Source organism: Paenibacillus sp. RUD330, assembly GCF_002243345.2.
Lineage (GTDB): Bacteria > Bacillota > Bacilli > Paenibacillales > Paenibacillaceae > Paenibacillus_O.
Genome location: NZ_CP022655.2, coordinates 3,997,601 through 4,011,115, shown reverse-complemented (window position 1 = coordinate 4,011,115; position 13,515 = coordinate 3,997,601). Strand labels below are relative to the sequence as shown.

13 protein-coding genes are annotated in these 13,515 nt (G+C 60.6%); 9 read left to right on the top strand and 4 right to left on the bottom strand.

What is annotated here, in order from left to right:
• Position 1 precedes the first annotated feature (1 nt).
• The 3 genes from CIC07_RS18315 (at position 2) to CIC07_RS18305 (ending at position 1,615) form a co-directional block, all read left to right on the top strand.
• Positions 2-292 (top strand): phage holin family protein, encoded by a 291-nt coding sequence (locus CIC07_RS18315; RefSeq protein ID WP_076354004.1) that lies wholly within the window; start codon positions 2-4, stop codon positions 290-292.
• Positions 279-1,208 carry a peptidoglycan recognition protein family protein gene (locus CIC07_RS18310; protein ID WP_076354006.1) on the top strand — a complete coding sequence of 310 codons (930 nt, stop codon included), beginning with the start codon at positions 279-281 and terminating at the stop codon, positions 1,206-1,208. Before CIC07_RS18315 ends, CIC07_RS18310 begins: the two co-directional genes overlap by 14 nt.
• A 170-nt stretch (positions 1,209-1,378) precedes the next feature.
• Entirely contained in the window at positions 1,379-1,615 is a 237-nt protein-coding gene (locus CIC07_RS18305) for a DUF3977 family protein (RefSeq protein ID WP_076354008.1), read from the top strand.
• A gap of 79 nt (positions 1,616-1,694) precedes the next feature.
• Here CIC07_RS18305 and CIC07_RS18300 read toward each other — a convergent pair whose 3' ends face one another.
• From CIC07_RS18300 to CIC07_RS18290, 3 genes are all read right to left on the bottom strand, one after another.
• Positions 1,695-2,759 (bottom strand): HD-GYP domain-containing protein, encoded by a 1,065-nt coding sequence (locus tag CIC07_RS18300; protein ID WP_076354010.1) that lies wholly within the window; start codon positions 2,757-2,759, stop codon positions 1,695-1,697.
• A gap of 85 nt (positions 2,760-2,844) precedes the next feature.
• On the bottom strand, positions 2,845-3,921 hold the full coding sequence (locus CIC07_RS18295) for a ThiF family adenylyltransferase (protein WP_076354012.1): 1,077 nt from the start codon (positions 3,919-3,921) through the stop codon (positions 2,845-2,847).
• 2 nt (positions 3,922-3,923) lie between these two features.
• On the bottom strand, positions 3,924-4,676 hold the full coding sequence (locus CIC07_RS18290) for a molybdenum cofactor biosynthesis protein MoaE (RefSeq protein ID WP_076354014.1): 753 nt from the start codon (positions 4,674-4,676) through the stop codon (positions 3,924-3,926).
• Positions 4,677-4,778: 102 nt separating this feature from the next.
• Here CIC07_RS18290 and moaA point away from each other — a divergent pair, with 102 nt between their 5' ends.
• From moaA to ytvI, 6 genes are all read left to right on the top strand, one after another.
• Positions 4,779-5,774 carry a GTP 3',8-cyclase MoaA gene (gene moaA, locus CIC07_RS18285; protein ID WP_076354016.1) on the top strand — a complete coding sequence of 332 codons (996 nt, stop codon included), beginning with the start codon at positions 4,779-4,781 and terminating at the stop codon, positions 5,772-5,774.
• An 80-nt stretch (positions 5,775-5,854) separates the two neighbouring features.
• Positions 5,855-7,303 carry a bifunctional metallophosphatase/5'-nucleotidase gene (locus CIC07_RS18280; protein ID WP_076354018.1) on the top strand — a complete coding sequence of 483 codons (1,449 nt, stop codon included), beginning with the start codon at positions 5,855-5,857 and terminating at the stop codon, positions 7,301-7,303.
• Positions 7,304-7,415: 112 nt separating this feature from the next.
• Positions 7,416-8,534 (top strand): HD-GYP domain-containing protein, encoded by a 1,119-nt coding sequence (locus CIC07_RS18275; protein ID WP_094248135.1) that lies wholly within the window; start codon positions 7,416-7,418, stop codon positions 8,532-8,534.
• A gap of 199 nt (positions 8,535-8,733) precedes the next feature.
• Entirely contained in the window at positions 8,734-9,858 is a 1,125-nt protein-coding gene (gene yfkAB / locus CIC07_RS18270; RefSeq protein ID WP_076354022.1) for a radical SAM/CxCxxxxC motif protein YfkAB, read from the top strand.
• A gap of 100 nt (positions 9,859-9,958) precedes the next feature.
• A complete protein-coding gene (locus CIC07_RS18265) occupies positions 9,959-11,311 on the top strand; it encodes a hemolysin family protein (RefSeq protein ID WP_076354024.1) in 1,353 nt (450 codons plus the stop codon).
• 83 nt (positions 11,312-11,394) lie between these two features.
• Positions 11,395-12,426 carry a sporulation integral membrane protein YtvI gene (gene ytvI, locus CIC07_RS18260; protein WP_076354026.1) on the top strand — a complete coding sequence of 344 codons (1,032 nt, stop codon included), beginning with the start codon at positions 11,395-11,397 and terminating at the stop codon, positions 12,424-12,426.
• 127 nt (positions 12,427-12,553) lie between these two features.
• On the opposite strand, the gene CIC07_RS18255 is transcribed toward ytvI, so the two are convergent.
• A complete protein-coding gene (locus CIC07_RS18255; protein ID WP_076354028.1) occupies positions 12,554-13,276 on the bottom strand; it encodes a YwaF family protein in 723 nt (240 codons plus the stop codon).
• Positions 13,277-13,515: the final 239 nt, after the last annotated feature.

Sequence of the window (13,515 nt, the reverse complement as noted above, 5' to 3'; positions counted from 1 at the left end):
GATGGACTGGACGCTCGCAAGCCAATGGATCTCGCCGAAGCTTGGAGGGGTGCTTCTCCTCTGCTGGATTTCCGGCTACATCCTCAAGCGCACGCCTAAAATTCCAGGCTGGAGCATCATCTACGCCGTTACCGTCGTCGGAGTCGCCATGGCTGGCGCTTCGCTGGGCTGGAGCCCGAACACGGCCGTGCAAGGCGTCTTATGCGCGGCCGTTGCCGTGTACGGCAACCAGATGTACCGGCAGACGGCGGAGGCCGTCGCCGGCAGTGAGGATTCCCATGGACGATACTAGCTATCCGATCGAACGCCGCTACATCGCGGTTCGTTCCAACACAAGGCCAGGCGCCCGGCTCATCACCGGCTGCCCGGCTTTTTTAGTTGCGCATGATACCGGCAATCCCGGCGCGGGCGCCGATGCGCATTTTCGTTACTTCGATACTTTGAGGGACCGAACGGCATCCGCGCATGTCTTCATCGACGACAGACGGATTCTGGAAATCATCCCGGCGGGGACGGGCGAACAGGCGGCCGAAAAAGCATGGCATGTCATACGGAACGTGACTACGGACAATGAAAGATTCGGGTATGACGCTAACGACGCCGCGCTCGGAGTCGAGCTCTGCTACGGAGGAGGAATCGGCTTCGAGGCCGCGTACGGCCGCTATGTCTGGTATCTGGCCTTCTGCTGCCGCAAGTGGGGACTGAATCCGTCTTCTCATATCGTAACTCACCGTCAGCTGGATCCGATGCGGAAGCAGGATTGCGAGCAATCGCTGGCTTGGGGCGGAAAGTCGTTCGCAGAGCTCATAGCCGATGTGCGAAAAGTCCTGGCGGCATCCAGCCCCTCCCTGCCGGAGCAGCCGGCATCCATGCATCCATCCAAACCGCAACCGTTGCCGCAACCGCAACCGCAGCCTAAGCTGCCGCAGGAAATGTGCTCCTTCCTCATCGTGTCTTATATCCAGCCTGCCCGTCATTCCATGCTCGTCGCGGGGGATGAAGCGGCAGCCAGCCATTACGAGCGGCTGGCCGCCAATGTGCGAGGGGCAGCAGCCGGGCAGTCTCTCCCGAAAAGCAACTGCCAGGAAATCGTCTACAACTGGCTGTCGCCGGCTTGGCACAGGGCCAAGGCCGAAGGCCGCGATCCTGCCAAGTATCATGTCATGGCGGAGGCTTTGCGGGCCTGCGCCGGAATTCCGTCTCTTTGACCCCTTTGGGACCAGCTTCCCGAATACGGCTTCTTGCCTGATATTTACAACCGAGCTCCGCAGCTTGCATAATGGAAGCGGACATGACAACTTCGACCGGTTCCATAATCGCCTGTTGCGGCTTGCGGCAGCCGGCGCTCATGTCCGCTTTGAAGGGAGGCCGCTTTCAAATGAAATACATTGAATTCGGATTCGGAAACAGCTGGCTTGTCCGGACGGAAACCGAGCTTGCGGACGGTACGGAACACGAGCAAAGGGGCGTTCTCGGACCTCTGAAGCCGCGCTCCGCCTACATTCGCATCTGGATCCGGAGGACGGTATTCATCCTGGACACCCGGGAAGGCTTCAAGCGGATCCGGAAAGGCAGAAAGGCCTTCAAGGCCATCTTCGGAATCAGCAGCTTGTGACGAAGACAACGAGCAGCTCATCCCGAGCTTGCCCATCTAGCCAAAAGACCGCCGCCGGGACATCCGGAGGCGGTCTTTTTTACATATAAACCTGGGTAATCTCATACTCGCGTTCGAGCGTCAGGTCGATGAACTCTTCCTCCATCTGAACGAGAGGGCGGAAGAATTCCGTTGGATGAGTCATGACGATGATGCCGGATTGCCCGGAGTCGAGGTCGACCCGCTTGCCGATGAAGTTAGGAATCATATGCCGGATGAACGTATGGGTCGTCATCGGGTCGAGCTCATGGAAGCTCATCCGGTACAGCTCCCGAAGCACATAGAGCAAGTCGCGCTTTTCCTGGTAGACGCGGGATGAGATCATGGCGCTGTACACATCCGCGACGGCCACGATCTTGGCGATCGGGGAGATGTCTTCGTTGCTGATCCCATGGGGATAGCCGCTCCCGTTCATGCGTTCGTGATGCTGCAGGGCAGCCGTGGAGAGGTAGGGGTCTTCGTAGGAATTAAGGATGATTTCTTCTCCGTACAGGGTATGGCGCTTGATTTCCTTGTATTCTTCCGGGGTCAGCTTTCCGGGCTTGTTCAGGATGCTCTTGGGAATCCTGCATTTGCCGATGTCATGGAGGAAGCCGGCCTTGCCGATGCGCAGCGATTCCTGCTCTTCGTACCCCATCCAGGAGGAGAGGTAGTAGGACAGCATGCCGACCTGCACCGAGTGCTGGTACGTATAGTCATCGGTCGTATTCAGCAGGAGCAGCATGGAGACGACATCGCGTTCCATCTGAAAGCCGGACATGAGCGGCTGAAACGTGCGCTCGACGTCCTCTTCCGTTACTTTTCCATCCTCCGCGGCCTGGCGGAACAAATCCTCGCATCCGGAAATAGCGCTCTCATAAAGCGGCTTCATGGCCGGCAGCCATTTGGGCGACAAACCGGACTCAATCGTCCTGTGTCCGAATCCGGCAGCCTCTGCCGCCGGCGGCTCCGCCAAATCCACGTAATCGATTCCGTGCTGCAACAGCTTGCTGATTTCGTATGACCGCAGCATCGTGCCGCTGGACATGACGTTCAGTCCGAACTGGTTGAAGGCGTCGCTGCTGAGCCGATCGCCTTCCTTGATTTCCGATACATGCACCCTCATGCTGCACCTCGACAGTGTTTATATTCTGCTGCCCACCCTTATCTAAATAATCCTAAATACAGGAAGCATAGGGCGAAAGTTGATTCTAATCACCTAATATATCGGTATAAAGGCCCTTTGCTTTAATAGGGTCATGAGTACCTTGGACTAATGCTCTTCCATCCGGGAAAATAATGGCCGTCAATCCACTCTCGGACCGGTAGCGGAGCGAATAGGGACCGAGCTCCGCGCGGCCGCTCGATGCCAGCCGCGAAGCGAGCTGCGGGAGATCGAGCTCCAGCACGCGCGAAGGCGTGACCTGCACGGAAGAGGCTCCGCACAGGACGGCGGACGACTCCTGCCGCACCTCTTCCAGGAAGTCGAACTGCCTTTTGGAACAGCAGGGACAATCGGCTTTCCTGGCGCTGCCCGCCGATACCTGCATCCAGGAGTTGCGCCATACATCCAGCTGGAGCAGCGATCCGCCCAGCGCTTCCCGGTTCCCCGTCAGCCATTTGATGGCTTCCATCGCCTGCAGGGAACCGACGATGTCGACAAGCGGGGAGAGCACTCCGGCCGTCTCGCAGGTGTCGGCAGTCCCGCCCGCGGGCGGAGAGGGGAACAGGCAGCGGTAGCAAGGCGTCTCTCCGGGAATGACGGTCAGCGTCATTCCGCTTGCGGCTACGGCTCCGCCATACACCCACGGAATGCCGTGTTTGACGGCATAGTCGTTGATGAGATAGCGGGTCGAGAAGTTGTCGGTGCCGTCCACGATGATATCCGCTCCGGCCAGCAGGCTCGGCGCGTTGGCCGAGGTCAGATCGGCGATTTCGGCAAGGACGCGGACCGAGCTGTTGGCTTCCCGCAGACGCACGGCCGCAGCCGCCGCCTTGGGCGTGCCGAGCGCCGCGTCCCGCTCGGAGTAGAGCATCTGCCGCTGCAGGTTGCTCCATTCCACGATATCCCGGTCGATCAGCACGACTTCCCCGACTCCGCTGCGGACCAGATGGGAGGCGATGACGCAGCCGAGAGCGCCCATTCCCGCGACGGCTGCCCGCGAGGAGGCGAGAGAATTCTGGCCTGTCTCTCCGACAGGAGCAAAACGGATCTGGCGCGCATAGCGGGTGGAGGAAGGGGGGAGCTGTCCGGCGTCGATGGCTTCGTCTGCAGCGGCTTCGTCCATGACTATCCCTCCACGGGCGATGACGGAATGCCGGCGAGTGGATCCCAAGGACCCTGCTGAGGTCCCTTCCATTCCGATCCGTCTTCCCAAATCTCTTTTTTCCAGATCGGCACGATCTGCTTGAGCCGTTCGATGGCGTAGCGGCTCGCCTCATAGCCTCCGTCCCGATGCGGCGAGGAGACGGCGATGACGACGCTGGCCTCGCCGACGGCGACGGGACCGATGCGGTGGTGGATGGCGCTGACGGTGCCGGGCCATCGTTCGGCCAGCTCCGCGCCGATCTGCTCCAGCATCCGCAGCGCCATCGGCTCATAGGCTTCATACTCCAGCAGGACGGTCCGTTTGCCATGCGTCCACTCCCGCGTCGTGCCGATGAACACGAGGGCGGCTCCGTGATCGGGGTGAAGGACGAGGGAGGAGACCCGGCCCGCGTCGAGCGGCGCCGAGGTGATGACGTATGGCTTGGCGGAGCTGCCGTTCTCCTGGCCGGCGGGCTTGTCTTCCCCGCCGGAGACGGGAGGAAGCAGGGCGAGCCGGTCGCCGCAGCCCACGATCTGCCCGTCTGCGGCGTATGCCTCGTTGCAGGCGACAAAGCTGACGCCGATGAGGCCCGCATGAGCCGGATAAGCGGCGGCGACGGCGGCTTTGAGGCTGCCTGCGGCCATGCTGTCCCCAGGCAGCTCAAGCGTGATTTCCGGCATGCCGATTCTCTCCGGCAGCCCGGCGAATAAAGCGATTTTCCATGGATATTTCATGGAGCTGATCTCACCTGTCTTTAGCGGCTAGTTTGCTTCCAGCATATCATATGTCCTGCAAAAATGTTAAACTGATAGAACAATCAGGAGGGGGAGAGCGAGATGCTGAGCGATGTATTCGGCCGGATCCACGACTATTTGCGCATATCGGTCACGGACCGCTGCAACCTGCGCTGCCTCTACTGCATGCCTGAAGAAGGCATGCCGTTCGCAGACTCCGACACGCTGCTGAGCTACGACCATATCGTCGAGGTCGTCCAGTCGGCGGCGGCCCTCGGCTTCCGCAAGCTGCGCATCACCGGAGGAGAGCCGCTCGTGCGTCCGGGTCTGGACGGCCTCATCCGCAGTCTCAAGGCCATCGAGGGCATCGAGGAGATTTCCATGACGACCAACGGGATGCTGCTCTCCAGACATGCGGAGGTGCTCCGCGATGCGGGCCTGGACCGCGTCAACATCAGCCTGGACACGCTGGATCCGGCGCGCTTCCGGTTCATCGCCAGGCGCGGCGGGCTGGAGCAGGTCATGGCGGGCATCGAGGCGGCCGCGCGGGCAGGACTGGGCCCGATCAAGCTCAACTGCGTCCTGCTCAAGGGCATCAACGAGGATGAGATCCGATCGTTCCTGCAGATGTCGATTGACCATCCCCTGCATGTCCGCTTCATTGAATACATGCCGATCGGCCATGACGACGAGCAGTGGAGAAACGCTTATCTTCCTCTTGGCCGAGTCATGGAGGAAGCGGGCGGGCTCGGCATTCCCTATGCGCCGGTGTCGCGGCTTGCCGGCAACGGTCCTTCGGACAATTGGGCGTTCTCGGGAGCTTCCGGCTCGTTCGGGCTGATCCATCCCGTCAGCGACCGCTTCTGCGCCGCCTGCAACAGGCTCCGCCTGACTGCTGACGGAAGCCTGCAGCCTTGCCTGTACTGGGTGGATGAGCTGAACGTCAAGCAGGCGCTGGGGGATCCGGCTGCCATGCGCGAGCTGTTCCGCCGCGCGGCCCGGCTCAAGCCGGAGAACCACGAGATGGCGGCCAAGCTGCATGGAGAAATGCTGAGCCATACCCCTACTGCCCGGCGGATGTCCCAGATCGGCGGCTGAAGGGCTCCGGACCCAACATCGGCGGCTGTTCGAAGACGCCATTCATCGATCATAACCTGGAGCTCAGCGGGAGGATGTCCATGGATGAGAGAATCATAGATCGGGAGCCGCTCGTCGTGCTGCTCCACACCAACGATATCCACAGCCGTCTGGAAGAGGCGGCCCGAATATCGGATTATATCGCGGATACCCGGCGGATATGGGGGGCGGATCGGGTCATGGCCGTCGACATCGGCGACCATCTCGACCGGATGAGGCCGGAGACGGAAGGAAGCGGAGGCAGCGTCAATATCGAGCTCCTCAACGCCGCCGGCTATGAAGCCGGCGTGCCGGGCAACAACGAAGGGCTGACGTACACCAAGGAAGAGCTGGAGCGGCTGTACGGCTGCGAAGCGAGATTCCCGGTGCTCTGCTGCAATCTGGAGGACGCCGATGCCGGCGGCCTTCCGGAATGGCTGCTGCCCTCCCTGGTCATCCCTAAAAACGGTCTGGCCGTCGGACTGATCGGTGCTACGGCGCCCTATCCGAACTTCTACGGCCTGCTCGGATGGACGGTCAAGGAGCCGGTCGAAGCGATCCGGAAGCAGGCGGAGCAGCTGCGTCCAACGGTCGATGTCCTGGTCGTGCTGTCCCATCTTGGCCTTCCGGTAGACCGCAGGCTGGCGGAAGAGATTCCCGGCATCGACCTCATTCTGGGCGGCCACACCCATCATCAGCTGGACGAGCCGATGGCAGTCGGGACGACCCTGCTGTGCGGAACCGGGAAATTCGGCGAGCATGTGGGCAGGATCGAGATCGGAAGGGATGCGGCGAGCGGCCGGCTGACCTATGCGGCCCGGCTCGTCGCGACGGCATCCATGAGGGAGGAGCCGACGGCGGCCATGCTTCTCGAGCGCTTCAAGGAGTCCTCGCGCCTCAACATGTCCCGAACCTGCGCGGTGCTGGACCGGCCGCTCCCTCTCGATACGGACCGCGAATCCCCGCTCGCCAACCTGCTGGCGGCCGGAGTGCGCCGCTGGACCGGAGCCGATATCGGCCTCGTCAATTCCGGACAGCTGCTCGGCGGCTTGGCGGCGGGCGAGATCAGCGACGGGTTGCTCCATTCGTTCTGCCCCTCTCCGGTCAACCCTTGCCGCATCCTGTTGAAGGGCGGCCAGATCCGGCTGGCTCTGGAGCAGTCCCTGCTGGAGGCATACACCCGGATGGAGATTCGCGGCTTCGGCTTCCGCGGCAGGGTGCTCGGATGCCTGGCCATGGACGGACTCGAGCTGGAATGGGATGAGCGCCGTCCTGCCGGCAGCCGCATCACCATGCTGAGGGCGGGCGGGAGCGATCTCGACGACGAGAGGGAGTACTCCGTCGGAACGCTGGACATGTTCACGTTCGGCGTCGGCTACCTGTCCTTGAAAGAAGGCCGGGACATCAAGTATTTCCTGCCGGAATTCCTGCGCCATGTGCTGGCCGGAGAGCTGCGGAGCCCCGACGGCCTGGACGGCTGCTTCCTCAAGCGCACCCGGCTGCGTTCTTGATGCGGGCAGCCGGAGAAGCATAACAATCCGGTTCGGACTTGCCGATAAACCGATTACGTATGCTCAGCATCATCGACTCGTGAAATTTATGGACGGCAGGAGCGACCTGGCAATGATTCTGATGCCTCTCAGCATGTGCAGGCCGGGGATGATCCTGGCCAAGAAGATTCTTTCCGAAGAAGGGATCGTACTCCTTGGAGAACGAATGGAGCTGACCGCCCGGATCATAGAGCGGCTCAAGGAATGCCAGATCAATTTCCTTTATATACAGGATGAATTCACGGAAGACATCATCGTGCCGGAGCTGATCAGCGAAGACACGATGAGGGTAGCGATGACCGAGATCCGCAGCAGCTTCCGCCAGATGATGGACGCGCCTCCGCGCAAGCGCGGGGTCGCCTATCCCTTTGTCGGCAAGCAGCTTGCCGATGTGATGAACCGGGTCATCGACGATCTGACCTCCCATAAGGAATCCGTCGTCATGCTGATGAACATGGCCTCGATCGACCATTACCTCTATCAGCACTCGCTCAATGTATGCGTATATACGACGATGCTTGGAATATCGCATGGCTACTCCAGGGACAAGCTCATGATGCTCGGCATGGGAGCGCTGCTCCACGACGTCGGCAAGACGCGAATCTCCTTGGAAGTGCTGAAGAAGCCTGGATCGCTTACTCGAGAAGAATATGAGGAAATGAAGCGCCATACGCTGTACGGGCATGAACTGCTGGCCAATGAGCCGAACATCCCTCCTCTCGCGGCTCTTTGCGCTCTCCAGCACCATGAACGGCTGGACGGAAGCGGTTACCCTCACGGACTGGCGGGCAAGGAGATCCACGACTTCTCCAAATGGATCGGAGTGGTGGATTCCTACGACGCCATGACGACCAACAGGATCTACCGCAACCCGATGCTGCCCCATCAGGCGGTGGAGGCATTGTATGCGGGTACGGGAACGCAGTACGAGCAGTCGATGGTGCAGCTGTTCCGCGACAAGGTCGCGATCTATCCCATCGGCATGACCGTACGCCTGCAGACCGGAGAGGTCGGCGTCGTCGTCGACGTCCGGGCCTCCTGTCCGCATCGCCCGATCGTCAGGGTGCTGCAGGATGAAGTCGGGATGCGGCTGAACGCTCCTTACGAGATCGACATGAGCCTGCAGCTCACCCGCATGATCGCGGGCGTCAACGACGAGCAGCCGGAGGAGACCGCCGCCGTCGGCGTATAGCTGCGGCATTCGACGGCGCGGCCGGAAGGGCGGCCGGCAGTTTCCCCTAAGCCGCATGAATGAAGCCCATCGTGTCCAGGCCTCGAGAGAGGCCTTCTTTTTTTTGCTTCCGAACGGCCGGGAGCCGTTTGATATGTCCAAGCCGTAGAAGTACAATAGACCCAGATGTCTACTACGAAGAAGTAAGGTGCTGTTAGAAATGACTTCCAACCTGCAACAAACGTTAGCTCCCCTCTCTCCCGCCAACGATCCTTGGGATCCGCTGGAGAGCCTCGTCCGGCATGGCAGCCATGCGCTGACAAGCGTGGAGTTCACGGTCACCAACCTATGCAATATGCGCTGCGAGCACTGCGCGGTCGGCGACACGCTGACGATGCGCGAGCCGGACAAGCTGCCTCTGCAGCTGCTGCTCAGCCGCCTCGACGAAGTCGAGCAGCTGCGGACGATCAGCATAACCGGGGGCGAGCCGTCCTACTCGGAGCGCACGGTCAAGGAGTATATCGTGCCTATCCTGCAGTATGCGCGCAGCCGGGGCATCCGTTCGCAGCTCAATTCCAACGTGACGCTCGATTACGGCCGCTATGCCCTTATCGCTCCTTATCTGGACGTGATGCACATCTCCTTCAACTATACTTCCGCGGAAGATTTCCATGAGGTCGGCTTCGCCCGTTCGGGGCATTCCGTACCGAAGACAGCGGCGGTCCGCATGTACGAGAGGATGATGGACAATGCGCGCAGGCTCGGCGAAGACGGCGTGCTTGTGTCCGCCGAATCCATGATCAATTACCGGACCCACCGCAAAATGCCCGAAATCCACCAGCTGATCCGGGAGATGGGCTGCGCCCGCCACGAGGTGCACCCGATGTACCCGAGCGCATGGGCGAGCGATCTGCCCGCGCTGTCCAAGGAAGAGATGAGGGCGGCCGTATCGGATCTGCTGGATTGCCGCGACGAATCGATGTGGATGCTGTTCGGCACGCTCCCGTTCTATTCCTGCAGCGAGGATGAGGAGGACCGCAAGCTGCTTGCCAGGCTGCGCGGCGAATCCCGCGTCACCGTGCGCAACGATCCGGACGGACGCAGCCGTCTCAACGTCAACCTGTTCACAGGCGATGTGTTCGTCACGGACTTCAGCGATATTCCGGCCTTCGGCAATATCGGCCGCGACCGGCTGGACGACGTGTTCGGCCGCTGGCTGGAGCATCCGCTGAGCCGCAGCGTGAACTGCCATTGTCCGGCCGCCGCTTGCTGCGGACCGAACCTGCTCGTGAAGGACATGTATTACCGGGATACCGACTTCTTGTCGAAAAAAGCGATTTTGTAGCCTTCCCGCGGCTGCGCAGACTGCTTCGGTCCGGCCGATTTCGGGGAATAGGGGTGAAAAAGGCTCCACGCCTGCTTACTATTGATGGAGGGTATCCGAAATGACCAAAGAATTCGTTCCTGGCGAAATTATTCTCAACCTTGCCATTGTCGCCGTTCTCGTGCTGCTCAACGGATTTTTCGTTGCGGCCGAGTTCGCGCTCGTCAAGGTGCGCTCGACGCGGCTGACGCAGCTGCGCTCCGAAGGCAACAAAAAAGCCGATTACGCGCTGCGGGTCACGCATCGCCTCGACGCTTACCTCTCGGCGACCCAGCTCGGCATTACGCTGGCTTCGCTTGGACTCGGCTGGGTCGGCGAGCCGGCCGTCTCGCATATGATCGTGGAGCCTCTGCTGTTCAAGTTCGGAGTCACGAGCGAGTCGGTCATCTCGACGGTGTCCCTGATCATCGGGTTCCTGGTCATCACCTTCCTGCACATCGTGCTCGGCGAGCTCGCTCCCAAGTCGCTGGCCATCCAGAAGGCGGAGGGCGTGTCCCTCTGGCTGTCCGGACCGCTCATGTTCTTCTACAAGGTGTTCAAGCCGGCGATCGTCGTGCTGAACGGAGCGGCCAACGGCCTGCTGAAGCTGTTCGGCATCTCTCCGGCAAGCGAGCATGAGACGGCCCATACCGAAGAGGAGATCCGCCTGCTCGTCAACCAGAGCGCCAAGAGCGGCGTCATCGATTCCAACGAAATGAAGCTCGTCGACAATATTTTCGACTTCTCCGACATGGTGGCGCGCGAGGTCATGCTGCCACGGACGGATATGGATTGCCTTTTCGCCAACCTGTCCTTCGGGGACAACCTGAACATCGTCTACCGCACCAAGCATACGCGCTATCCGGTCGGTCTCGAGGACAAGGATCAGATCATCGGATTCGTCCATATCACCGACCTGTTGACGGCGGATGCGGGACGCGACCATAATGTCCGCGAGCTGATCCGGCCGGTGCTGAACGTGCCGGAATCGATGGAGATCAGCCAGGTGCTGCAGCTGATGCAGCGGCGCCATTCGCAGCTGGCCATCGTCGTGGACGAATACGGCGGCACGGCCGGCATGCTGACGACGGAGATGATTCTCGAGGAGATCGTGGGCGAGATCCATGACGAATTCGACCAGGACCAGCCGAGCGTCGTCGTCAAGGATCAGGTGACGACCGTCGAGGGGCGCATGCTCATCGACGATATCAACGATATGTTCCGCCTGGACATCGAGGATGAGGATGTCGATTCCATCGGAGGCTGGCTCTTCATCCGGCTGGAAGGAAATCCTGCAAGAGGCAAGAAAGTCGTTTATGGCGAATATGTATTTGAGATAGCAGATTGCCAGCGACTTCGCGTGCTGCGCGTACATATCTACCGCGATCCCGCAGCCGAAGCCCTTCCCGCAGAGGCGGAGCAGGCCGACAGCTGAACCCTGAGAGGCTGGACACAGCTCTTGCCGGGGATGCGGCCGGGATCAGCCAGGGGCGCCGCACCCCTTGGGGAGAGAAGCCGATGTCTGTCAAAACCCTTGTTTTCATCGCCGTAGGGCTGCTGCTTCTGTACTTGAGCTTCACCGTCGGGGCTCCGTTCCTGCTCGCCCTCGTCGTGGCGATCTTCCTGGAGCCGCTGAACGGCCTGCTGATGCGCCGGGCGCGGATGAACCGGCTGTCCGCGGCGATCGTCTCCTGCACGCTGTTCACGCTTGCGCTGCTTGCGCTGGCGGGAGGCATCGGCTTCAAGCTGATCGCCGAGCTCATCGCCTTCTGGGATCGCGTGCCGGGCATGGTGGCGGATGCCAATCAGTACTTCCTGCATACGATCGACAACGCCAAGGATCTGTACACGAACATGCCTCCCGATGCGGCGGCGCAGCTCGAGAAGGTGCTGGGCGGCCTGACCGGGACGCTGATGTCCGTCGTGACGGGCTTCTCCAAGTCCGTCGTCCAGTTCGCCTCGGGGCTGCCCGGAATGTTCATCTTCTTCATCGTGTTCATCGTGGCCGTGTACATGTTCAGCTTCAGCCTGAATACGATGCGCAAGTCATTCCTGTCGCAGTTCCACGAGGATTCCCAGCTGCAGGTCGGATCGGTGCTGGACAATCTCAAGTCGTCCATCTTCGGGTTTCTGCGTTCCCAGCTGCTGCTCAGCCTCGTCACGTACATCATCACGCTGCTCGGCCTCGTCATTCTCGGAATCAACTATTCCCTGGCCATCGCGCTGCTGATCGTCGTCGTGGATATCCTGCCGATTCTCGGCACCGGGTCCGTGCTCGTTCCTTGGGCGGCCTACCTCATGATGACGGGACAAGTCGGGAAGGGCGTCGGCCTGCTGGTGCTGTTCCTCGTCATTACGGTTGTCAGGCGGATCATCGAGCCGAAGATTCTCGGAGATTCCGTCGGCATCGGCTCGATTTCCGCGCTGGTCAGCCTGTATGTGGGCTTCAAGCTGGTCGGGGTCATCGGCGTGTTCATCGGACCGCTGGTCGTCATCATCTACATGGCCGCCCGCAAGGCCGGACTGTTCAAGCTCCGGATTCGGCTGTAAAAACAATGCGGAACGGAATAAAACCTTTGCCCGACAAGCTGCTCCGGTATGGAACCGGAGCAGCTTGTTTTATTTTAAACGCGAATGCGGGTGGTTGCGGAAAGGGATGCAGGCTTCCCATTCAAGATCAGGAGGCGGCCGGCTGCTTCCTGTCCTCCGTGCGTTTGAAGCGGGCGAAGGGAAGATACAGCAGGAAAAAGAGCAGCAGCGCGACCAGCTCGAGCGAAAGGATGTACCAAGGATAAGGACCGAGAACATCCAGCAAGGAGGAGGACGGAGGCTTGCGTGCCAGGAACATGTAGTTGGCTCCCGTCAGCCTGTCGACGGCATAAACGAAGGCGGCGATGACATTGACGGCTGTCCAGGCGGTGAAGACGGAGCGCAGCGTCGGCCGGAATCCTTCCACCCAGACCATGTAGAGGGCGGAGACGATCAGCAGGCCGTGCGCGATGAAAAACTCGAGGAAACGGAAATGCGGGTAATCGTATGCGAGCACAGGCGTGGCCAGTGCCTGGAGGGCGCCGCCGATCGCCGTGAAGTAGACGATGCCGAACAGAAAGCGGCTGCGCAGCAGCAGCATGGGGACGGACAGGTACAAGGAGATGCTGCACAGCTCGAGCGGCAGCGTGGAGGAAGGGCGGTATACATCTCCCCGTACATACCAGACATTGAGCAGAATCTCGCATGCCGCCAGAAGCGCCGCCAGGATGAAGCGTCCGGGAGCCGGCCTGAGGGCGAGCTTGCGGCGAAGCAGATAGACGGCCAGCACGACGGCGGCAATGAGCAGCAGGCTGGCCAGATGGGCGACCCCGAAAGGCGCGAATCTCGCTTCCACATCCGTTCCGAACATGAGGAACCCCCATTTTTGAATTTTTTCCCACCATTGTAGCACAGCCCCGCAAGCTGCGGGACTCGGGCCCTTTTTCCGGCACGGAATGAAATTTCGAAGCCCTTTTCCCGGCAGGGAAAGGATCCCGGGATACCCGGGCTGCTTCGGAACGATGCTGGAGATTCTTCTCGCGCGTGAATATTTATCTCGTGCCGGAAAGTTAAGAATTTCCTAAGCCGCATCTCCCGCGATTATTAAGA

Coding starts and splice junctions, on each gene's coding strand:
- CIC07_RS18280 (WP_076354018.1), top strand. CDS start 5,855: ATGGATGAGAGAATCATAGATCGGGAGCCGCTCGTCGTGCTGCTCCAC.
- CIC07_RS18305 (WP_076354008.1), top strand. CDS start 1,379: ATGAAATACATTGAATTCGGATTCGGAAACAGCTGGCTTGTCCGGACG.
- moaA (WP_076354016.1), top strand. CDS start 4,779: ATGCTGAGCGATGTATTCGGCCGGATCCACGACTATTTGCGCATATCG.
- CIC07_RS18315 (WP_076354004.1), top strand. CDS start 2: ATGGACTGGACGCTCGCAAGCCAATGGATCTCGCCGAAGCTTGGAGGG.
- CIC07_RS18255 (WP_076354028.1), bottom strand. CDS start 13,276: ATGTTCGGAACGGATGTGGAAGCGAGATTCGCGCCTTTCGGGGTCGCC.
- CIC07_RS18275 (WP_094248135.1), top strand. CDS start 7,416: ATGATTCTGATGCCTCTCAGCATGTGCAGGCCGGGGATGATCCTGGCC.
- CIC07_RS18310 (WP_076354006.1), top strand. CDS start 279: ATGGACGATACTAGCTATCCGATCGAACGCCGCTACATCGCGGTTCGT.
- CIC07_RS18265 (WP_076354024.1), top strand. CDS start 9,959: ATGACCAAAGAATTCGTTCCTGGCGAAATTATTCTCAACCTTGCCATT.
- yfkAB (WP_076354022.1), top strand. CDS start 8,734: ATGACTTCCAACCTGCAACAAACGTTAGCTCCCCTCTCTCCCGCCAAC.
- CIC07_RS18290 (WP_076354014.1), bottom strand. CDS start 4,676: ATGAAATATCCATGGAAAATCGCTTTATTCGCCGGGCTGCCGGAGAGA.
- CIC07_RS18300 (WP_076354010.1), bottom strand. CDS start 2,759: ATGAGGGTGCATGTATCGGAAATCAAGGAAGGCGATCGGCTCAGCAGC.
- CIC07_RS18295 (WP_076354012.1), bottom strand. CDS start 3,921: ATGGACGAAGCCGCTGCAGACGAAGCCATCGACGCCGGACAGCTCCCC.
- ytvI (WP_076354026.1), top strand. CDS start 11,395: ATGTCTGTCAAAACCCTTGTTTTCATCGCCGTAGGGCTGCTGCTTCTG.